Source organism: Halomonas sp. E14, from assembly GCF_052568415.1.
Genome location: NZ_CP199423.1, coordinates 2,531,143 through 2,550,770, shown reverse-complemented (window position 1 = coordinate 2,550,770; position 19,628 = coordinate 2,531,143). Strand labels below are relative to the sequence as shown.

General features: G+C 68.8%; 19 protein-coding genes and 1 riboswitch. Of the genes, 18 read left to right on the top strand and 1 reads right to left on the bottom strand.

All coding sequences use genetic code 11. The features are described from left to right. Window positions 1-12 precede the first annotated feature (12 nt). The 5 genes from ACT7B3_RS11900 to ACT7B3_RS11880 all read left to right on the top strand — a co-directional run bounded on the left by ACT7B3_RS11900 (window position 13) and on the right by ACT7B3_RS11880 (window position 4,402). Complete coding sequence (locus ACT7B3_RS11900) at window positions 13-999, top strand: metallophosphoesterase (protein WP_445158877.1); 987 nt, start codon at window positions 13-15, stop codon at window positions 997-999. 312 nt (window positions 1,000-1,311) lie between these two features. Further along, complete coding sequence (locus tag ACT7B3_RS11895) at window positions 1,312-2,154, top strand: rhomboid family intramembrane serine protease (protein ID WP_445158090.1); 843 nt, start codon at window positions 1,312-1,314, stop codon at window positions 2,152-2,154. A 45-nt stretch (window positions 2,155-2,199) separates the two neighbouring features. Then, on the top strand, window positions 2,200-2,484 hold the full coding sequence (locus ACT7B3_RS11890; protein WP_086511675.1) for a YeaC family protein: 285 nt from the start codon (window positions 2,200-2,202) through the stop codon (window positions 2,482-2,484). Continuing rightward, complete coding sequence (locus ACT7B3_RS11885; protein WP_445158089.1) at window positions 2,468-3,331, top strand: DUF2797 domain-containing protein; 864 nt, start codon at window positions 2,468-2,470, stop codon at window positions 3,329-3,331. The genes ACT7B3_RS11890 and ACT7B3_RS11885 overlap by 17 nt, the downstream gene beginning before the upstream one ends. 75 nt (window positions 3,332-3,406) lie before the next feature. After that, window positions 3,407-4,402 (top strand): zinc-dependent alcohol dehydrogenase family protein, encoded by a 996-nt coding sequence (locus ACT7B3_RS11880; RefSeq protein WP_445158088.1) that lies wholly within the window; start codon window positions 3,407-3,409, stop codon window positions 4,400-4,402. A gap of 4 nt (window positions 4,403-4,406) precedes the next feature. Here ACT7B3_RS11880 and ACT7B3_RS11875 read toward each other — a convergent pair whose 3' ends face one another. Further along, entirely contained in the window at window positions 4,407-5,489 is a 1,083-nt protein-coding gene (locus ACT7B3_RS11875) for a PA0069 family radical SAM protein (protein WP_445158087.1), read from the bottom strand. 117 nt (window positions 5,490-5,606) lie between these two features. Here ACT7B3_RS11875 and ACT7B3_RS11870 point away from each other — a divergent pair, with 117 nt between their 5' ends. From ACT7B3_RS11870 to ACT7B3_RS11810, 13 genes are all read left to right on the top strand, one after another. Further along, window positions 5,607-7,856 carry a heavy metal translocating P-type ATPase gene (locus ACT7B3_RS11870; protein WP_445158086.1) on the top strand — a complete coding sequence of 750 codons (2,250 nt, stop codon included), beginning with the start codon at window positions 5,607-5,609 and terminating at the stop codon, window positions 7,854-7,856. A gap of 57 nt (window positions 7,857-7,913) precedes the next feature. After that, window positions 7,914-8,969 (top strand): nicotinate-nucleotide--dimethylbenzimidazole phosphoribosyltransferase, encoded by a 1,056-nt coding sequence (gene cobT, locus ACT7B3_RS11865; RefSeq protein ID WP_445158085.1) that lies wholly within the window; start codon window positions 7,914-7,916, stop codon window positions 8,967-8,969. A gap of 10 nt (window positions 8,970-8,979) precedes the next feature. After that, a complete protein-coding gene (cbiB, locus tag ACT7B3_RS11860) occupies window positions 8,980-9,975 on the top strand; it encodes an adenosylcobinamide-phosphate synthase CbiB (protein WP_445158084.1) in 996 nt (331 codons plus the stop codon). A 16-nt stretch (window positions 9,976-9,991) separates the two neighbouring features. Next, window positions 9,992-11,092, top strand: coding sequence for a threonine-phosphate decarboxylase CobD (gene cobD / locus ACT7B3_RS11855; protein WP_445158083.1), 1,101 nt, complete (start codon window positions 9,992-9,994; stop codon window positions 11,090-11,092). Next, window positions 11,089-11,646, top strand: coding sequence for a bifunctional adenosylcobinamide kinase/adenosylcobinamide-phosphate guanylyltransferase (locus ACT7B3_RS11850; RefSeq protein ID WP_445158082.1), 558 nt, complete (start codon window positions 11,089-11,091; stop codon window positions 11,644-11,646). The genes cobD and ACT7B3_RS11850 overlap by 4 nt, the downstream gene beginning before the upstream one ends. Next, window positions 11,643-12,401: an adenosylcobinamide-GDP ribazoletransferase gene (gene cobS / locus ACT7B3_RS11845; protein WP_445158081.1), complete on the top strand. Its 759-nt coding sequence runs from the start codon at window positions 11,643-11,645 to the stop codon at window positions 12,399-12,401. Before ACT7B3_RS11850 ends, cobS begins: the two co-directional genes overlap by 4 nt. Further along, window positions 12,353-12,994, top strand: coding sequence for a histidine phosphatase family protein (locus tag ACT7B3_RS11840; RefSeq protein WP_445158080.1), 642 nt, complete (start codon window positions 12,353-12,355; stop codon window positions 12,992-12,994). The genes cobS and ACT7B3_RS11840 overlap by 49 nt, the downstream gene beginning before the upstream one ends. Continuing rightward, on the top strand, window positions 12,946-13,374 hold the full coding sequence (locus ACT7B3_RS11835; RefSeq protein ID WP_445158079.1) for a bifunctional adenosylcobinamide kinase/adenosylcobinamide-phosphate guanylyltransferase: 429 nt from the start codon (window positions 12,946-12,948) through the stop codon (window positions 13,372-13,374). The genes ACT7B3_RS11840 and ACT7B3_RS11835 overlap by 49 nt, the downstream gene beginning before the upstream one ends. Window positions 13,375-13,426: 52 nt before the next feature. Further along, a riboswitch (cobalamin riboswitch) is annotated at window positions 13,427-13,649 on the top strand. 128 nt (window positions 13,650-13,777) lie between these two features. Beyond that, complete coding sequence (locus ACT7B3_RS11830; protein WP_445158078.1) at window positions 13,778-15,616, top strand: TonB-dependent receptor domain-containing protein; 1,839 nt, start codon at window positions 13,778-13,780, stop codon at window positions 15,614-15,616. A gap of 46 nt (window positions 15,617-15,662) precedes the next feature. Next, a complete protein-coding gene (locus ACT7B3_RS11825; protein WP_445158077.1) occupies window positions 15,663-16,532 on the top strand; it encodes a cobalamin-binding protein in 870 nt (289 codons plus the stop codon). Window positions 16,533-16,545: 13 nt separating this feature from the next. Next, window positions 16,546-17,520: a FecCD family ABC transporter permease gene (locus tag ACT7B3_RS11820; RefSeq protein ID WP_445158876.1), complete on the top strand. Its 975-nt coding sequence runs from the start codon at window positions 16,546-16,548 to the stop codon at window positions 17,518-17,520. Continuing rightward, complete coding sequence (locus tag ACT7B3_RS11815; RefSeq protein WP_445158076.1) at window positions 17,520-18,287, top strand: ABC transporter ATP-binding protein; 768 nt, start codon at window positions 17,520-17,522, stop codon at window positions 18,285-18,287. Before ACT7B3_RS11820 ends, ACT7B3_RS11815 begins: the two co-directional genes overlap by 1 nt. 1 nt (window position 18,288) lies before the next feature. Beyond that, window positions 18,289-19,620 carry a cobyrinate a,c-diamide synthase gene (locus tag ACT7B3_RS11810; RefSeq protein ID WP_445158075.1) on the top strand — a complete coding sequence of 444 codons (1,332 nt, stop codon included), beginning with the start codon at window positions 18,289-18,291 and terminating at the stop codon, window positions 19,618-19,620. Window positions 19,621-19,628 lie beyond the last annotated feature (8 nt).

Below are 19,628 nucleotides of genomic sequence, written 5' to 3'. Positions count from 1 at the left end.
GGAGAGGCACCTATCGAAGGCTATGACCTCATCGGCGATGTGCACGGCTGCGGCGCCACGTTGGCCGCACTACTGGAAAAACTCGGCTATCACCAGCGTGGCGGGGTCTACCGCCACCCCAGAAGACGCGCCATCTTCCTCGGCGACCTGATCGACCGCGGGCCGCGCATCCGGCTGGCCGTCTCCATCGTGCGGCGCATGGTGGAGGAGGGCGAAGCCCATATTGTGATGGGCAACCACGAGTACAACGCCCTGGCCTATTGCCACCGGGCGCCGGCTCACCTGGGGCGGGAATGGCTGCGCGACCATACGCCGCGCCACAACCGTATCATCAAGGAAACCCTCGACCAGTACCGCGACCATCCCGCCGAATGGGAGGAGACGCTGGCATGGTTCTTCGAGATTCCGCTGTTCCTGGAACTGCCCGAACTGCGGGTGGTGCACGCCTGCTGGGACCAGGCGCTGATCGAGGCGCTACGCCGGCAATATCCCGACGGGCGCATCGACGAAGCTTTCCTCGAGGCCTCGATGGTGCCGGGCACGCAGCCGTTCCAGATCATGGATCGGCTGACCCGCGGCTCTCACCTGACGCTGCCGGAAGGCATCGAGATCCACTCCGGCGACGGCTTCACCCGGCGCAGCTTCCGCACCCACTTCTGGGCCAGGGAGCCGCGCACCTGGGGCGACGTGATCTTTCAGCCCGACAACCTGCCGGGCCACTTGGAAGATCGCATGCTCACCGATGCGGAGCGAGCGCGACTGAGTCACTACGACCTCGGCCAACGGCCGCTCTTCATCGGCCACTACTGGTGCGAGGGCATACCGGCGCTGCCCACCGCCAACATCGCCTGCCTGGACTACAGCGCGGTGAAGTTCGGCCGCCTGGTCGCCTACCGCTGGAGCGGCGAGCGGCGCCTCGACGCCAACCATTTCGTGTGGGTGCGCGTGCCTCAGGAAGAAGAGGCGCGCCCCAGGCCCTGGGAGATCGACTTTGACTGAAGAGATGGCGCGTCTGCTGTCTATACAAAACATTACAAATTATTTTTCAAGCGTCCTGAACTTCGCTGCGCATTGCTTATCTGAGTAGGTGTTCCCTTGAATGATCCCTTGCTCTTATCCGGCGGCCCCCCTTCCGCCGGATTTTTCTTTTTACGACGGGCAACGCCCTCTTGCGGCGCCGTGCCAGCTCCATTTCGGACCGCTGCCTGAATTCCCGCCGGGGCTGCGCCACTCGGTCCTTCGCCACGCCAACGTTGAGATGCGGACGTCAGCCAAGCATCATATTCGAAAGAACCGAACCGGAACGATGCCATGTACCGTGTGATGCTGTTTCCCCATGACACCGACACGCGCGAGCTGCGACGTGCCCTGTGGGCCCACCGAATCGGCCATCGCTTCACCGAAGATGAGGAGGGGCAAGTACTGTGGCTGGCCAACCTGGAGCAGCATGACGCCCTGATGCAGCTGCTGTCGCGCTGGGAGCGCGGCGAGCCGGTCATGCCGCGCCAGCGGCGCCAGGGCCAGGGCGGGGCCTCGCTGGCGGTTCCCTTTCGCCAGGCCCCCGTCACCGCCACAGTGCTGGCACTGAGCCTGCTGGTCTTTGCCCTGATGGCCGTGCTGGGCGACATCGTGGTCGCCATGCTCACCATCGTTCCCATTGGCGTGGTCAACGGCAGCCTGGCCTTCGGCAGCCTGGCCGACGCGCTGGCCTCGGGGCAGGTGTGGCGGCTGCTGTCGCCGGCCTTCCTGCATTTCGGCTGGATGCACCTGATTTTCAACATGCTGTGGCTGTGGTACTTCGGCCGCCAGGTGGAAGCCCTGCAGGGCAGCGGGCGCATGCTGGCGCTGGTGCTCATCTCCGGCATCGGCGCCAACCTGGCCCAGTACGCCACCGGCACCGTGCTGTTCGGCGGCATGTCGGGGGTCGATTTCGCGCTGCTCGGCTACGTCTGGCTGATGTCGCGCCGCGCGCCGCACAGCGGCTTCTTCGTGCCTCAGATGCTGGTGGTGTTCATGCTCGGCTGGATGGTCTTCACCATGACCGACATGGCCGCGGCGGTAGGCTTTGGCAACGTGGCCAACGAGGCGCACCTGGGTGGGCTGGTCGTGGGCCTGGTGTTGGGGTGGTATTATTCGGGCCGTGCACGCCGCTAGGAAACACTGCCTAATGGCTGCGTTTCCCCTATGAGAGAGTTCCCAATGAGCGATATGACCTTCGAGCGCATGATCCGCCAGATGACGCCGGCCATCTACGAGAGCCTCAAGCAGGCGGTGGCGCTGCGCAAATGGCCCGACGGACGCATGCTGACCGCGGAGCAGACCGAACTCTGCCTCGAGGCGGTGATTCGCTACGAGCACGAGAACCACGTGCCCGAGGAGCTGCGCGTGGGCTACCTGCAGCAGCGCACCTGCGGCAGCGCCAGCAGCGGCACTAACGTACCGCCCGAACTCGCTGGGCTGGCCCGGGATGCGTCACGTGACTGATAGCGGCATGATCGAGGTCGCGCCCGTCGTCCAGGGCTGCCTGAGCAAGATGGCCGTGGCGCCCGGCGAGCAGGGTGGTGCGGTGCGCTACACGCTGCGTGCCGGCGAGCACCGCCTCGACCTGAACGCACGGCTCGGCCAGCCGCTGCGGTTGGCGTGGACCGGCGCGATCGCCTGTACCCACTGCGGCCGGGCGACCAAGAAGAGCTTCGCCCAGGGCTACTGCTACCCCTGCTTCAAGAAGCTGGCCCAGTGCGACACCTGCATCGTCAAGCCCGAGACCTGCCACTTCGACGCCGGCACCTGCCGTGAGCCGGAGTGGGCCGAGCGCCACTGTTTCCAGCCCCACGTCATCTACCTGGCCAACTCCTCCGGCCTCAAGGTGGGCATTACCCGCGGCACCCAGGTACCCACGCGCTGGCTCGACCAGGGCGCGATCCAGGCGCTACCCATCCTCGAAGTCCACACGCGCCAGCAGTCGGGTCTGGTCGAGGTGCTGTTCAAGGAGGAGGTGGCCGACCGCACCAACTGGCGCGCCATGCTCAAGGGCGAGGTCGAGCCGCTGGATCTCGTGACCGAGCGCGACCGCCTGCTGGCGCGTCTGGAGAGCGGGCTTGGCCAGCTGCGCCAGCGCTTCGGTGCCGATGCCATTCGCCCGCTCGACGAGCCGCCGGTCAGCTTCGACTACCCGGTGCTGGAGCATCCGCGCAAGATCGTCTCGCACAACTTCGACAAGCAGCCCGAGGTGGCCGGCACCCTGCTGGGCCTCAAGGGGCAGTATCTGATCCTCGACAGCGGCGTGATCAACCTGCGCAAGTTCACCGGCTACGAGGTGGCGGTGAGCTGACCTGGGCACGGAACTGAGCGCAGCCGAGAGGCTGCGCTATGCTCCCCGAAGAGACGTCGTTGCGAGGGAGCCGTCATGAGCACGATGCGCGCCATGCGCCTGCATGCCCCCGGTCAGCCGCTGCGGCTCGAAAGCGTGCCCAGGCCGACGCCCGCTGCAGGGCAGGTGCAGTATCGCGTGCTGGCCTGTGGCGTGTGCCGCACCGACCTGCATGTGGTGGACGGCGAGCTGCCTTCGCCCGTCCTGCCCTTGGTTCCCGGTCACGAGATCGTCGGTGAGGTCACCGCGGTGGGTACGGGCGTGCAGCACCTGGGGGTGGGCATGCGCATCGGCGTGCCCTGGCTGGGGTGGACCTGCGGCGAGTGCGAGGCCTGCCTGGCCGGTCGCGAGAATCTCTGCTCCCACGCGCGCTTCACCGGCTATACCCTGGATGGCGGCTACGCCGAGTACGGCGTGGCCGATGCCCGCTACTGTTTCCCCTTGATCGCCGAGGACGCCCAGGCCGCAGCACCGCTGCTATGTGCGGGGTTGATCGGCTATCGCACCTGGCGCCTGGCGGGGGGCGAGCAGAACCGGCGTCTCGGCATCTACGGCTTCGGCGCCGCGGCGCATATCCTGGTGCAGCTCGCCGTGTCGCGTGGGCAGCGAGTCTACGCCTTCACCCGGCCGGGCGACGATGCAGCCCAGGCCTTTGCCCGGCGGCTTGGCGCCGTGTGGGCCGGCGACGCCGACCAGACGCCGCCGGAGCCCCTCGATGCCGCACTGCTGTTCGCCCCGGTGGGGGAGCTGGTGCCCCTGGCCCTGGCGCAGGTGCGTCCGGGCGGCACGGTGGTTTCCGGCGGTATCCACATGTCCGACATTCCCGCCTTCCCCTATCGCCTGCTGTGGCAGGAGCGCAGCGTCAAGTCGGTGGCCAACCTCACCCGGCAGGACGGTGAGGAGTTCCTGGCCCTGGCCCCCACGGTGCCGATTCGCACCGAGACGCACGCCTACCCGCTGGAGCAGGCCAATCAGGCGCTGAGCGACCTGCGCGAGGGCCGGCTGACGGGAGCTGCCGTCATCGTGCCTTGAGCCGTCACTCGAACAGGTCGCCCTGCGCTCGCGGCGGGCGGAACGCGGTGACGTCGAGCTGTCGCGATTCGCGGGTGGCCGGGTCGTTGAGGCCCAGCCGTCGGCAGATCTTGTCGAAGCGCTGGGCGATCAGTTCGGCGAACACCCCCTCGCCGCGCATGCGCTTGCCGAAGCGGCTGTCGTAGTCGGCACCGCCGCGACTCTGCCGCACCAGACTCATCACCTTGCGTGCCCGCTCGGGGTAGTGGGCCTCCAGCCAATCCTCGAACAGCGGCGCCACCTCCCGCGGCAGGCGCAGCAGCGTCCAGCCCGCCCACTGGGCGCCGGCGTCCCGCGCCGCTGCCAGCAGGCGGTCCAGCTCATGGTCGGTCAGGCCCGGTATTACCGGCGCCACCATCACCCCCACCGGGATACCGGCCTCGTGCAGCCGCTGCACGGTGCGCAGGCGCGCGGCGGGGGAGGCGGCCCGGGGCTCCAGGCTGCGCTTGAGCTCGGTGTCGAGGCTGGTCAGGCTGATCGACACCCGCACCAGCCGCCGGCGGGCCAGCTCCCCCAGCAGGTCCAGATCGCGCAGGATCAATGCGCTCTTGGTAATGATCGACACCGGGTGGCGGCACTCGAGCAGGAAGCCCAGTATCTCGCGGCTGGTGCCGCGCTCCGCCTCCAGCGGCTGATAGCAGTCGGTGTTGCCGGAGAAGGCGATGGGGCGACACACGTAGCTGCGCTTGCAGAACTCCTCGCGCAGGCGATCCACCAGGCCGCTGCGGGCAATCAGCCGGGTCTCGAAGTCGATGCCGGGCGACATGTCCCAGTAGGCGTGGCTCGGTCGCGCATAGCAGTAGATGCAGCCGTGTTCGCAGCCGCGGTAGGGGTTGAGGGAGCGGTCGAAGGCCAGATCCGGGGAGTCGTTCCACGCCAGCGCGCTGCGCGCCCGCTCCTCGCTGACCACCGTGGCCAGGCGCGTCGGCATCTCCTCCTGCCACCAGCCGTCGTCCTCCGTTTCGCTGTGGGTGGGGGCGAAGCGGTTGCTGGGGTTGTAGGTGGCGCCGCGACCCTTGCGCGTCTGCTTGATGTCGAAGTGGGGCATGGCGAGCCTTCATTTAACTGTATTCATATACAGTATAGTGGGGCATTGGCCAGGTGCCAATCGTCAACGGCTCCACCTGGCGGGCATTTGCCCGGGGTTTCCTTTACGCTTTGCCGTATGGATGCCATCTCCGACAGTCAATCCGAGCGCCAGGGCGAGGCGCTCTACTCGGTTCAGGGGCTATGGTGCACCAGCTGCGCCCTGGCCGTCGAGGCACAGCTGGCCCGCATGCCCGGCGTCAGCGCCGCCAGCGTGCACTACCCCAGTGCCACCCTGCTGGTGCAGGGGCAGCCGCCGGCGCTCGAGGAAGCGCGGCTGGCCGCCGCCGTGAGCCGGCTCGGCTACCGCCTCGGTCCCCCCGAAGCGATAGGCGATGCCGAAGCGCGGCTCGATGCCGAGAGCCGCTATCTCACCCTGCGGCTGCTCATGGCCGTGGCCTTCGGCATGTGGACCATGCTCGCCTCGCTGCTGATCTATGCCGGTGCCATGCCCAGTGCCGAGCTGGATGTGATCATGGCCTGGGTTTCGGGCGCATTCGCCCTGCCGGTCGTCACCTACGTGGCACTGCCGTTCTACCGTGCCGGCTGGCGCACGACCCGGGCATGGCGACCCGGCATGGATGCGCTGGTGGCACTGGGCGCGCTGACGGCGGTGGGCGTATCGCTGTGGCTGCTGATGCTGGGCTCGCCGGAGGTCTATTTCGATACCGCGGTGATGTTGGTCACCCTGCTGCTGGTCGGTCGGCTGGTGGAAACCCTGTGCCGCCATCGCGGGCTGCGTGCGCTCCAGGCGTTGCATCGGCCGCCGGCGCAGGTACAGCGCTGGGTGGCGGATGCCTGGCACTCCTGTGCACTGGAAGCGGTGGCGGTGGGGGATCGGCTGCGCGTCGAGCCTGGCGAGACCCTGCCGCTGGATGGCGTCCTCCGCGATGGCGAAGCGCTGCTCGACCTCTCACCGCTGACCGGCGAAAGCGCGCCGCGGCGCTGCCTGCCGGGCGATGCCGTGGCGGCCGGCTGCCGTAACCTCGGTGCGGCGCTGGTATTCGAGGTCACCGCGCCCGCCGGCGAGTGTCGTCTGGACCGGCTGCGCGAGCAGATGTGGTGGCAGCAGGCGCGCAAGGGCGAGCTGCAGCGGCTGGCGGACCGCTTCGCCGGCTGGCTCAGTCCTCTGGCGGTGGTGCTGGCATTGCTTACCCTGGTGGCGACCTGGCTGGCCGGCGTGCCGACCGAGGAGGCCTGGGTGAGGGCGCTGTCGGTGCTGGTGGTGGCCTGCCCCTGCGCCGTGGGCCTGGCGATTCCCCTGGCCGGTCTGGCGGGCAGCGGCCAGGCCCTGGAGCGCGGCGTGGTGATTCGCGACCCGGGGGCCTTCGAGACGCTGGCGCGAATCCGTAGCGCCGCCTTCGACAAGACCGGCACCCTCACCGCCGGGGAGCCGCAGGTGCAGGCCATGCACTCGGCGGCCAACCTGTCTGAACCGGAGCTGCTGACGCTGGCCTCGGTGGCGGCGCGAGGCAGCGAGCACCCGTTGGCGCGGGCCGTGCGTCGCTATGTTCAAGATGCCCAGGATGCCGGGGCGGGCGGGGAGCTCGAGATCGTGCAGGCCGAGGAGGTCGGCGGACGCGGGCGGCGGGTCTCACTTGGCGACGGGCGAGAGCTGCTGCTGGGCAGCCGTGCCTGGCTCGCCGAGCAGGGCGTTGCCACCCAGCAGGCCGCCGACTCGGGAGAGAGCGAAGTGCTGCTGGCCTGCGACGGTTCCCTGCTGGCGCGCTTCACCCTGGGCGAGACGGCCCTGCCCGGCACCGCAGAAACGCTGGCCGAGTTGCGCCGTCACGGCCTCGCGCTGGCGCTGATCAGCGGCGACAGGGCGCCGGCGGTGAGGCGGCTGGCGGATGCGGTGGGCATGAAAGCGGAGGAGTGCTATGCCGGGCGCAGCCCCGAGGCCAAGGCCAAGCTGCTGGCGGCCATGCCGCAGCCGTCGCTCTACGTTGGCGACGGGCTCAACGACGTGGTGGGGCTGGCCACCGCCAGTGTTGGCGTGGCGCCGCTGGGTGCCAATAGCACGGTGCAGGAGGGCGCCAGCGTGGCGCTGCTGAAGCCCGGGGTGGCCGGGGTCGAGGTGGCCTGGCGCCTGGCGCGCCGCACGCGCCGGGTGATGCGCCAGAATCTGGTGCTCTCCGGCATCTACAACCTGCTGGCACTGGGGCTGGCGGTGGCCATGCCGATTCCGCCTCTGATAGCGGTGCTGGCCATGGTGGCCAGCTCGCTCAGCGTAGTGGCGAATTCGGCACGCCTGGCCCTGGCCGGCGAGCGGGAGCCCCAGGTACGACAGCAGAGCCAGCAGGTGGGAGCGCTGGGCACGGCGCCGTGACAGGCCGAGCCAGCCTGTTAAGATGGCGGCTGCCCCACGCCCTATCAGGATACGCTCATGCTTGCCGATACCCTGGCCGCCATCGTACCGGTCGATGACGCTCTCGCCCCCGCCGTGCAGACACGCCTCGACAACCTCACCAAGCCCCCCGGCAGCCTGGGTCGTCTCGAATCGCTGGTCATCCAGCTTGCCTGTCTGAGCGGCAGCGCTGCGCCTGCTGTGAGCCCGCCCGGGGTGATCGTCTTCGCCGCCGACCATGGCGTGGCCGAAGAGGGCGTGTCGGCCTTTCCCCAGGAGGTCACGGCGCAGATGGTGGCCAACTTCGCCACCGGCGGCGCCGCCATCAACGTCTTCGCCCGCCAGATCGGCGCGCGGCTCGAGGTCGTCGATGTGGGGGTGAAGGGTACCGTCGAAGGTGAGGGCGTGGTCCACGACAAGGTGCGTCCCGGCACCGCCAACTTCGCCCGCGAGGATGCCATGAGCCTGGCCGAGGCCCAGCGCGCCATCGAGGTCGGCATACGTGCCGCCGCGCGCAGCCACACCGCCGGCTGCCGCTGCCTGATCGTCGGCGAGATGGGCATTGCCAACACCACCGCCAGCAGCGCCCTGCTGGCCGCCCTGAGCGGGCGGCCGGTGACCCGCCTGGTGGGGCAGGGAACGGGCATCGATATCTCGCGCCTGGCCCACAAGGCCGGGGTGATCGAAAGCGCTCTGGCGGCTCGCGATGCCGACCCCACCCGGCCCATGGAAGTACTGGTCAAGCTCGGCGGGCTGGAGATCGCCGCCATGGCCGGCGCCTACCTGGGGGCGGCCGCCCGGCGCATGCCGATCCTGGTCGACGGCTTCATCGCCACGGTGGCGGCGCTAGTGGCCTGCCGGCTCGTGCCTGCGCTGCGCGGCTACCTGATCTTCGGCCACCGTTCCTGCGAGCCGGGCCACGACGTGGCGCTGGAGCTGCTCGAGGCCGAGCCGCTGCTCGACATGCAGCTGCGCCTGGGCGAGGGCACCGGGGCGGCGCTCGCCTTCCCGCTGCTCGAAGCCGCTTGCCGCATGCTGTGCGAGATGGCCACCTTCGATTCGGCCGGGGTGGCTGGCGCTGCCCCTGAGTCATGAGCGCCGAGGCATGAGCGTCGAGCCGCTGAGCCTGGCCCTGCTGGCACTGCTGCTGGGGGCCATCGCGCTGGATCTGCTGATCGGCGACCCGCGCTGGCTTCCCCATCCGGTGGTCGCCATGGGGCGGCTGATCGAGGTGCTGGAGCGTCGCTGGAACCACGGCAGCCCGCGAGCCCGTCGCTGCAAGGGCTTTCTGCTCACCGGTTGCGTGGTGGCGCTCGTCTATGCGCTGGCCTGGAGTGGGCTGGCGCTGCTCGCCTGGCTGCACCCCTGGCTGGGGCGCATCGGCGAACTGCTGCTGCTGGCCAGCGCGCTTGCGATCAAGGGGCTGCGCGATGCCGCCTTCGCGGTGGCCGACCCGCTGGTCAAGGGCGACCTCGCAGGTGCGCGCCGGGCCGTTGCGATGATCGTCGGGCGCGACACCGATACCCTCGACGAGGCCGGCGTGACCCGGGCCACGGTGGAAACCGTGGCCGAGAACACGGTCGACGGCATCACCGCGCCGCTGTTCTGGGCGCTGCTCGGCGGGGCGCCGCTGGCGCTGGCCTACAAGGCGGTGAACACCCTGGACTCCATGGTCGGCCATCGCAGCGAGCGCTACGCCGATTTCGGCTACGCTTCGGCCAGGCTCGACGACCTGGCCAACTGGGTGCCGGCCCGGCTCACCGCCCTGAGCATGTGGCTGGCCGCCCTGGCGCTGCCGAGGGCGCGCTGGCAGGGGGTGCGTAGACAGAGGGCACTGGCCGGCACCTGGCGCGAGGCGCCGGGCCACCCCAGCCCCAACGCCGGCTGGCCCGAAGCGATGATGGCGTACCTGCTCGGCGTGCAGCTCGGCGGCACCAATACCTACGGCGGGCGGGTCTCAGAGCGGGTAAGGCTGGGCGAGCCTCACGAGCCGCTGCGGGTCGTCCATATCGAACGTGCCGTGCGCCACATGCATGGCGCCTGGGCCGTGTTCTTCCTGCTGATGGCCTCCGTGGCCGGGGTGCGGAGCGCCTGGGCATGAGCGAGGGGGGAGACGCATGAGCGACTGGCCGAGCCATGGCGGGCGCCCCGAGCAGCTGCTGCCGCGCTTCGGCCTCGCTGGCGACAGTGAGGTCATCGACTTCAGTGCCAACCTCAACCCGCTGGGGCCGCCGCCCTGGTTGGCGCAGCGGCTCGCCGCCAGCGTGGCGGAACTCGCCGTCTATCCCGACCCTGACTATGGCGAGGCGCGAGACGCTATCGCCATGAGCGAAGGGCTCGGGCCCGAGCAGGTAAGGCTCACCAACGGCGGCGCCGAGGCGATCTTCCTCGCCGCGGCGCTGCTGGCCAGGCAGGGGGTGCGTCGGGCCGCGATTGTGCAGCCCACCTTCGGCGAGTATGAGCGGGCCTGCCGCCACTACGGCATCGCCGTGGAGCACGTCGAGCTGGCGCCGGGCAGTTTTGCGCTGGATGAGGCGAGTGCCGCTGAGGCCATGCGCGATGCCGGCGCGCTGTTCCTGTGCCGCCCCAACAACCCCACCGGCACGCTGATCGAGCGCGGGATCATCGAGCGCCTGCTGGCGACAGGCCAGCGCCACGGCGCCATGCTGGTGGTGGACGAGGCGTTCGTCGATTTCGCCACGCCGGACGAGCGGCTCACGCCGCTGCTGGCTCGCTTCGACAACCTGCTGTTGCTGCGCTCGATGACCAAGCTGTATGCCATTCCCGGCCTGCGGCTGGGCTATCTGCTGGGCTCGGCCGCCGCGGTAAACGCTATTGCCGAGTTGCAGCCGCCGTGGAGCGTCAACGCCCTGGCGGCGGGGCTGGTCGCGCCGCTGCTGGCGGACCGGGACTATCTGACGCGAACCCGCGCATGGCTCGACGCCGAGCGCCCGTGGCTGCAGGGCGAGCTCGCGGCGCGGGGGCTCGACGTCGTGCCGTCCCACGCCAACTTCCTGTTGTTCAGGGATGTTCGGCTCCAGGACGCTTACGGCGGGTCGATGCCGGCGCTGCTGGAACACCTGGCGCGCGGCGGCATTCTCGTCCGTCATACCCACCATTTCATCGGCCTCGAGGGCGCCTGGCTGCGGGTGGCGGTGCACTCGCGACCGGAGAACCGGGCGCTGGTCGAGGCCATTGCGCGTTGGAGACATCCATGATCGCTTTCATCAGCGGCGGGGCGCGCTCCGGCAAGAGCACCCATGCCGAAGCCCTGGCGCGGCGCTGGCAGGCCGAGCGGGGCGGGGCCCGCTACTACCTGGCGACCGCCATGAGCGGCAGCGACGAGTGGCAGGCCCGCATCGGCCGTCATCGGCAAGCCCGGGGCGAGGGCTGGATCACCCTGGAGGAGCCGGTGGATCTCATCGCCGCCCTCGAGCGGGTGGCGCCCGGCAGCACGCTGTTGCTCGACTGCCTGACCCTGTGGGCCAGCCAGCTGCTCTATGCAAGCGAGCATGGCGGCGAGCTCGACGAGGCGCGGGGCATCGCCATGCTCGAGCGCCTGCTGGCCGAGGCCCGGCAGCGCGACGTGGCGCTGGTGATCGTCTCCAACGACGTCAACGAGGGCATGCCCCCCGAGGACACCGAGGTGTGGCGCTACCTGGCTTTTCTGCAGCGGGCTCACCGCTTGGTGGCGCAGGAGGCGGACGAGGTGATCCAGGTGATGGCAGGGCTGCCGCAGGTGTGGAAACGCCGTGGTGAGGAGCGCTCATGAAAGACGCCGCCTTTGGCCTGGTGCTGGCGCTGCAGTTCCTCACCCGCCTGCCGCTGCCCTTCGCCTGCCCCTGGACGCCGGCCACCCGGCGCTGGGCGGTACGCTGCTATCCGCTGGTGGGCATGCTGCTTGGCGGCCTGCTGGCGGCGGCGGCCGCGCTGCTCGAGAACCTGCTACCCGCACCGCTGCTGGCGCTAGCGCTGCTCACGCTGTGGGTGGCGCTCTCCGGCGGGCTGCACCTGGACGGCTTGATGGACGTCGCCGACGCCCTGGGCAGCAACGCACCGCTGGAGCGCAAGTGGGAGATCATGAAGGATCCCCATGTGGGCAGCTTCGGTATCCTGGCGCTGGTGTTCCTGCTGCTGTGGAAGACCGCGCTGCTGTTCGTGCTGCTCGATGCCGGCGCCAGCCTGCTGCTGCTGGTGATGATCCTGGGGCTGGGGCGCTTTTCTGCCGTGGCGCTGCTGGTGCTGGCCCCGGCGGCGCGGCCCGAGGGCATGGCTGCCAGCTGGAAGCGCGATCTTTCACCGCACGACCTCTGGCTTGCGGCGCTGCCGCTGCTGCCGCTGGCCGCGCTGGTGCCGGGAGGCGTGTGGCTGTGCCTTGCACTGGCGCCGTTCCTGATGCTCTATGCCTGGGGCATGCTGCGCGCCTTCAAGGGCATCAACGGCGATATCGTCGGAACCGCAATCGAGGGAGGAGAGCTATGGCTGCTGCTGGTCGCCTGGAGCTGGTGGTCGTTCGTCACGGGTTGACGCAGTGGAATCGCGAGCGTCGCTACCAGGGGCAGCGCGACATCCCGCTGCTGCTACCCGAGGCCTTGCCTGGTCTCGATCGGCTGCGCGAGGCGCTGGAGGAGCAAACCTTCGATGCCGTGCACTGCAGCGATTTGACCCGCTGCCGGCAGACCCTGGCGCACGTGGTCGAAGGGCGCGAGCGGGCCTGGCCGACGCACTTCGATGCGCGCCTGCGCGAGCTCGACTTCGGCGACTACGAGGGGCGCACCTATGATGAGCTGAAGTCGCAGCCCTTCTATCGCGCCTGGATCGACAGCGAAGGCCAGCAGCCGCCGCCCGGCGGCGAATCCACCGCCGAGCTGCGCCAGCGGCTCGACGACTGGTTCGCCGATCTCGTGAGTGGCTGCTCGCCACACGACCACCATCGTGTGCTGGTGGTCTGCCATGGCGGCGTAATTCGCGAGCTGCGCCGCCGCTTCGAGGGCATCGGCTTCTGGGAGGGCGGCGTCGTTCAGGCCGAGGGGCGCCGATTCACCTTCACGCATGACGGAGGGCGCTGGCAATGCAGCTCTTCATCGGCGGTACCTGCGCCGGCAAGCGCGACGCCGTAAGGCAGCGCTTCGACGCCCCGCATTGGCACTCCGCCCATGCGCGAGACCGGCTCGAGGCGTGGCCTTCGGTTGCCGACACTGCATGCCTGGTGCTGGAGGGCTGGGAGCGCTGGATCGGCGAGCGGCTCGCCGCCGAGCCCGACGACGGCCGGCTGCGCCAGGCCATGGTGCGGGAGCTCGATGCGCTGCGGGCCTGGGAGGCCGAACGCGGCGGCCAGGCGGTGCTGATCCTGCTCGAGATGGGCCGCGGCATCGTGCCGCTCGGCCGCGAGAACCGGCGCCTGCGCGACCTCAACGGCTGGCTGGTCCAGGATGCCGCGGCCCGCTGTGAGCAGGCCTGGTATGTGCGGCACGGCTTGGTGAAATCGCTAACTCGTTGATCTGGCTCAGTCTCGTGGGGCCGCTCGATTGACGTATCCCCGCCGCGCTGATAGCGTACGCGCACTCTCAGGTGCCTCATCGCAGTTTTGAGGTTAAACGGGAAGTCGGTGACCTTTCTTCGAATTGGAGAAAGAGCATTCCGACGCTGCCCCCGCAACGGTGATCGAGTATGGGTCCATCATCATGCCACTGTGCTCTGCATGGGAAGGCGATGGGCCTGAAGCGTTTCGCTTCGCTCGTCAGCCCGGAGACCGGCCGGAGAGGACATGCCGGGTTGCGGTGGGCAACTTCGAGGCAGGGTAGAAGCCGCCGTTCTCCTCTCTTCCCTTCTCGACCCCTTCACGCCGCCCCGGCTTCGCATAGAAGACCGTGCGGGTAGGCACGGCGAGCAAGGGAATCGGAATGAAAACCAAGCAAAATCTGGCTGCGCAGGGCCTGGCCGCCTTCGGTCTGGCCGCGCTTCCCCTGGCCGTTCAGGCCCAGGCCACGGCTGTCGACACCGTCGCCCTCAATCCCATGGTGGTCACCGCCACCCTGGCACCACGCACCGCCGACGAGACGCTCTCCTCGGTGACCGTACTCGATGAGGCCACCCTGCGTCGCCAGGACCCCACCAGCGTGACCGACCTGCTGCGTGGCCAGCCGGGGGTGGATGTCTCCACCAACGGCAGCTTCGGCAAGAACAGCAGCGTCTTCATCCGTGGTACCAGCAATGACCAGAATGTGCTGTTGGTCGACGGTATCCGTCTGCGCTCGGCAACGACCGGTGGTGCCGCCTGGCAGTTCCTCGACCCGCGCATGTTTGAGCGTGCCGAGATCGTGCGTGGCCCCCGCGGCAGCCTCTACGGCGCCGATGCGGTGGGCGGCGTAGTGCAGCTGTTCACTCATGAGGCACAGGAGGGCGGCCCGCATCCGAGCGTCTCCGTTGGCGGCGGCTCCTTCAATACCCAGCGCTACAGCGCCGGGCTATCCGGCGAGAGCGGCGGCACCCGCTACAGCTTCGCCGGCAGTCATTTCTCCACCGATGGCACGCCGGTGCGTCGCGATGGCGAAGATATGGGCTATGACAATACGACTGGCCTGGTACGACTTGCCCACACCTTCGACGGCGGCACCGAAATAGGCGTGATGGCACTTCGAGCCAGAGGTACAACAGAGTATGACGAGAGTGGATTACTAGCGACGACAGATTACGTTCAGCAGGTGGCTGGGCTCTATGGAGAGCTGCCGATTACCACAAACTGGCGAAGCCGTTTGACACTGAGTGAGGCTCGAGATGAAAGTGTTAACAGCTTCTATGACTCCATCCTAGATACTGAGACGAGAAAGGTCCGCTGGGAAAATACAATTTGGACTGGTCCTCATGAGGTTATCGTTGGCGCAGAGTATCTGAATGATAGTGTTGCTGGAAGCATCACGGGTAGCATGCCTTGGGATGGACCCTATGAGGTTGAGGAACGTAACAATAGGGCCGCCTTTTCCCAGGTATTGCTCGATTTTTCTCCTTTAGCGGTGCAAGCCAGCCTTCGCTATGACGACAACGAGGCCTACGGTAACGAAGTGACCGGCAGCCTGGCACTGGGCTATGAGCTGGATGACGCTCATACGCTGCGGGCCAGCTACGGAACGGCGTTCAAAGCGCCGACTTTCAATGACCTCTACTGGCCTGGTTTTGGGAATCCCGACCTAGAGGCAGAAACATCGAAGACCGTGGAACTTGGAGTGCGGGGCCAATATCGGCAGTGGTTCTGGGATACGGCACTTTATCAGACAGATATTGACAACCTTATATCGGCTCAACGTGGTGGAATGACTATGAACATCCCCACCACACGTATCCGTGGCGTTGAGTTCAGCGCTGGCGCTGAGGTTGGTGACTGGACCATGGCGGCGGCATTGACGTACAACGATCCAGAAGATCGTGCGACCGGTAATCGTCTCAGGCGCCGTGCGAGTGAAGGTGCTCGCTTCGACGTGGATCGTGTGTTGGGCGAGTGGTCGCTGGGTGGCTCCTGGGTCGTTCAGGGTCACCGCTACGAAGATGCCGCCAACACGGATCGCCTCAGCGGCTTCGGGCTCGTCAACCTGCGTGCCGGCTGGCAGTTCGCGCCCCTGTGGTCAGCTCGCTTGACAGTAGAAAATGCCCTGGATAGGGAATACACAACTGCCAGGTTCTTCGATGGCGATGACTATCTCAATGCCGGCCGTGCGGCCTTCGTCAGTGTCCACTTCGGCCAGTAAGGGTCTAGTCAGCGGGGCCCTTGGCCCCGCTGCATTTTCCTGTGCCTTGCTGACGCTGGCCCTGTCGGGGCCAGTGGCCGGCGAGGCGCATGCCGGCACGCTGTGCGCCATCGACGACCGCGAGCGGGAGGTGTGCCTCGGGCAGCCTGCCCAGCGCATCGCCGCGCTCTCGCCGGGCGCCACCGAGCTGGTCTATGCCGCCGGGGCGGGGGAGAAGGTGGTTGCGGTGGTGGCCTACAGCGACTATCCGCCCGAGGCGCAAGAGGTCCAGTCGGTGGGCAGCCATACCCGCATGGATCTTGAGGCCCTGGTGACACTGTCCCCCGACCTGGTGATCGGCTGGATGACCGGCAACCCGCCCGAGCAGCTCGAGACCCTCGAGGCGCTGGGCATGCCGGTGTTCTACATCGAGCCGCGGGACTTCGAGGGCGTTTCCAGTGCCATCGAGCGCCTGGCGCTGCTGGCCGATACCCGAGAGGCTGGGGAGCGCGTGGCGGCCGAGTTCCGCGACGGCATGGCGGCGCTGGCCGAGCGCTACGCCGACGCTGCGCCGGTGCCTGTCTTCTACCAGGTGTGGGACGAGCCGCTGATGACCATCAACGATGAGCACCTGATCGGCAAGGTGCTGACCCTGTGCGGCGGGGCTAATGTGTTCGGCGAGCTGTCGCGGCTGGTGCCGCGCATCGACGACGAGTCGGTGCTGGTCGCCGACCCCGAGGCAATACTCGCCGGCGGCATGGGCGAAGAGAACCGCGACTGGCTGACCCATTGGCAGCAGTACCCGAGCCTGACCGCCGTCGAGCGCGACAACCTCTACTTCATTCCGCCCTCGCTGATCCAGCGCCCCACGCCGCGGCTGCTGGAGGGCAGCCGGCTGTTCTGCGAGAAGCTCGACCGTGCCCGCGCCAAGCGCTGAGGTGATCGATCGCATGCCCCGGCGCTCGCTATGGCCGCCGCTTGCCGCGCTGGCCCTGGTGGGGCTGGCGGCGCTGCTGCTGTCGGTCACCCTGGGCAGTGCCGCGCTGTCGCTCGCCGACGTCTGGGCGGTGGCCCGCGGCGAAGGCAGCCCTCTGGCACGCACGCTGATCCTCGACCTGCGCATTCCGCGTTCGTTGTCGGCATTTGCCGTGGGCGGCCTGCTTGCCGTGGCCGGTGCCCTGATGCAGGTACTGTTGCGCAACCCCCTGGCCGACCCCTACGTGCTGGGCCTCTCCGGCGGCGCCTCGGTGGGGGCGCTGGCGGCGATGCTGGCGGGGCTGGGCGGGGCGGTAATCACCGGCTCAGCCTTCGCCGGGGCGTTTCTCTCCACGCTGCTGGTGTTCGGCCTGGCCCACGGCACCGGCAGCTGGACGCCTTCGCGACTGCTGCTCACCGGCGTGGTGGTGGCGGCCGGCTGGGGGGCGGTGATTACCCTGATGCTGGCGATAAGCCCCGCCGAGCGCCTGCCCGGCATGCTCTACTGGCTGATGGGCGACCTCTCCTATGCACGCACGCCCTGGCCGCCGCTGATCCTGCTGCTGCTGATCTGCCTGCTGCTGATGCCGCTGGGTCGTAGCCTCAACGTCATGGCGCGTGGCCCGCTGCAGGCAGCGGCGCTGGGGGTCAACGTGCGCCCGCTGGAGTGGACGATCTATGTCGTGGCCAGCGTGCTGACCGCCACCGCGGTGACCACCGCCGGCAGCATCGGCTTCGTCGGTCTGGTGGTGCCGCACATGCTGCGCCTGGTGCTGGGCAACGATCAGCGCCTGATCCTGCCGGCCTGCGCCCTGGCCGGCGGCACCCTGCTGGTGCTGGCCGACACCCTGGCGCGTACCATGATCGCCCCGGAGCAGCTGCCGGTGGGGGTGATCACCGCGCTGCTCGGCGTGCCCACCTTCCTCTTCCTGCTGTACCGGAGCCGCTGATGAACCGCCTCGAGACTCGCGAGCTGGTGATCGACGTGCCGGGGCGGCGCGACGGGCGGGCGCTTGCGTTCAGCGTCGAGCCGGGGCAGGTGTGGGGCGTGCTAGGCCCCAACGGCGCCGGCAAGACCACCCTACTGCACACCCTGGCCGGGCTGCGCGTGCCACGGGCAGGGCAGGTGCTGATCGATGGCCGTCCGCTGGCGGCGCTGGACCGGCGGCAGGTGGCACGTACCCTGGGCCTGGTGTTCCAGGATCGCCACGACGGCTTTCCCGCCACGGTGCGCGAGACGGCGCTGATCGGTCGGCATCCATGGCTCTCGGCGTGGCAGATGGAGAGTGGCAAGGACCTGCGCCTGGCCGAGGCGGCGCTCGAACGGCTCGACGTCGATCACCTGGCCGAGCGCCTGGTCAGCACGCTCTCGGGGGGCGAACGCCAGCGCCTGGCGATTGCCACGGTGCTGACCCAGGCGCCGCAGATCTGGCTCGCCGACGAGCCCACCAACCATCTCGATCTGCATCACCAGAGCGCGGTGATGGCGCTGCTCGCCGAGCAGGCCGCCGAGGGACGTGCGGTGATGATGTGCCTGCACGACCTCAACCTGGCGGCGCGCTGGTGCGATCACCTGCTGCTGCTCTATCCCGACGGCGAGGCGTGCTGGGGGCCGGCCAGCAACATGCTGGTGCCCGCCGCCCTGGAGCGGCTCTACGGCCAGCGCCTGGCCACCGCCGAGATCGACGGCGCCCCCGTTTTCGTACCCGTGAGGTGATATGACGACATCGACGATTCGCGGCGAGGCTCATGCCGCCCTGATTACCGCTCCCGGCTCCGGCCAGGGCAAGTCCATGGTCACCGCGGCGCTGGCGCGGCTGCACCGCAATGCCGGGCGCAAGGTGAGAGTGTTCAAGCACGGCCCCGACTACCTCGACCCCATGGTCCAGGAGGTGGCCTCGGGCCAGCCGGTCTACCAGCTCCACCCCTGGATGACCGGCGAGCACGAGTGTCGCTGGCGTCTGGCCGAAGCGGCCCGTGACGCCGACCTGATCCTGGTGGAGGGTTCCATGGGGCTGTTCGACGGCGACCCGTCCAGCGCCGACCTGGCGATCCTGGCCGGACTGCCGGCGCTGCCGGTGATCGACGCCTGGGGCATGGCCCAGACCTTCGGCGCCGTGGCCCAGGGGCTGGCCAACTACCATCCTGAGCTCGCCATCCACGAGGTGATTGCCAACCGCGTGGGTAGCCCCGGTCACGGCCGGTTGCTGGCCGAGAGCATGCCTGAGGGGCTTTCGCTGCTCGGGGCCATCCCCCGTCACGAGGCGATGAAGATTCCCGACCGCCACCTGGGGCTGGTGCAGGCCGGCGAGCTGGCGGGGCTCGACGCCCAGCTCGACGCCGCCGCCGAAGTGCTCAAGGAGGCGGGCCTCGACCGCCTGCCGGCCAGGGTGACGCTCGAGGCCGAGGCCCCCGAGCCGCCGCCGCGGCTGCTCGAGGGCGTGCGCATCGGCGTGGCCCGCGACGACGCCTTCGCTTTTCTCTACCGCGCCAATCTCGACCTGCTTCTCCAGATGGGCGCCGAGCTGCGCTTCTTCTCGCCGCTGGCCGACAACGAGTTGCCCGGCTGCGACGCCCTGTGGCTGCCCGGCGGTTACCCGGAGCTGCACGGTGGGAAGTTCGCCGCCAACGCGCCAATGCTCGCTGCGATCCGCGGCCACCACGACGCCGGGCGGCCGATCCTGGCCGAGTGCGGCGGGCTGATGGCATGCATGGAGTCGCTGGTCGACGGTGAAAGGCGCGAGCACGCCATGCTGGGGCTGCTGACCGGCACCGCCCGCATGGCCGGCAAGCTCAGCGCCCTGGGCCTGCAGAGCCTCTCGACCGACACCGGTGAGCTGCGTGGCCACACCTACCATCACTCATTGTTGGAAACCCCTCTTGAGCCGGCCGCCCATGCCCGGCGCCTGGCCGGCAGCCCCGCGGAGCCGGTCTTCGTAGAGGGCAGGCTGGTGGCCAGCTACTTCCACGGCTACTTCCCCTCGGCGCCGGCACTGGCCGCCGCCATCTTCCGCGGCGAACCGCTGCGTTTCACCCAGGACAAGAACTAGGAGACGGC

Bases quoted from the DNA above. Each gene is read 5' to 3' on its own strand.
- ACT7B3_RS11895 (WP_445158090.1), top strand. From the start codon at position 1,312: ATGTACCGTGTGATGCTGTTTCCCCATGACACCGACACGCGCGAGCTG.
- ACT7B3_RS11890 (WP_086511675.1), top strand. From the start codon at position 2,200: ATGAGCGATATGACCTTCGAGCGCATGATCCGCCAGATGACGCCGGCC.
- ACT7B3_RS11885 (WP_445158089.1), top strand. From the start codon at position 2,468: ATGCGTCACGTGACTGATAGCGGCATGATCGAGGTCGCGCCCGTCGTC.
- ACT7B3_RS11880 (WP_445158088.1), top strand. From the start codon at position 3,407: ATGAGCACGATGCGCGCCATGCGCCTGCATGCCCCCGGTCAGCCGCTG.
- ACT7B3_RS11875 (WP_445158087.1), bottom strand. From the start codon at position 5,489: ATGCCCCACTTCGACATCAAGCAGACGCGCAAGGGTCGCGGCGCCACC.
- ACT7B3_RS11870 (WP_445158086.1), top strand. From the start codon at position 5,607: ATGGATGCCATCTCCGACAGTCAATCCGAGCGCCAGGGCGAGGCGCTC.
- cobT (WP_445158085.1), top strand. From the start codon at position 7,914: ATGCTTGCCGATACCCTGGCCGCCATCGTACCGGTCGATGACGCTCTC.
- cbiB (WP_445158084.1), top strand. From the start codon at position 8,980: ATGAGCGTCGAGCCGCTGAGCCTGGCCCTGCTGGCACTGCTGCTGGGG.
- cobD (WP_445158083.1), top strand. From the start codon at position 9,992: ATGAGCGACTGGCCGAGCCATGGCGGGCGCCCCGAGCAGCTGCTGCCG.
- ACT7B3_RS11850 (WP_445158082.1), top strand. From the start codon at position 11,089: ATGATCGCTTTCATCAGCGGCGGGGCGCGCTCCGGCAAGAGCACCCAT.
- cobS (WP_445158081.1), top strand. From the start codon at position 11,643: ATGAAAGACGCCGCCTTTGGCCTGGTGCTGGCGCTGCAGTTCCTCACC.
- ACT7B3_RS11840 (WP_445158080.1), top strand. From the start codon at position 12,353: ATGGCTGCTGCTGGTCGCCTGGAGCTGGTGGTCGTTCGTCACGGGTTG.
- ACT7B3_RS11835 (WP_445158079.1), top strand. From the start codon at position 12,946: ATGCAGCTCTTCATCGGCGGTACCTGCGCCGGCAAGCGCGACGCCGTA.
- ACT7B3_RS11830 (WP_445158078.1), top strand. From the start codon at position 13,778: ATGAAAACCAAGCAAAATCTGGCTGCGCAGGGCCTGGCCGCCTTCGGT.
- ACT7B3_RS11820 (WP_445158876.1), top strand. From the start codon at position 16,546: ATGCCCCGGCGCTCGCTATGGCCGCCGCTTGCCGCGCTGGCCCTGGTG.
- ACT7B3_RS11815 (WP_445158076.1), top strand. From the start codon at position 17,520: ATGAACCGCCTCGAGACTCGCGAGCTGGTGATCGACGTGCCGGGGCGG.
- ACT7B3_RS11810 (WP_445158075.1), top strand. From the start codon at position 18,289: ATGACGACATCGACGATTCGCGGCGAGGCTCATGCCGCCCTGATTACC.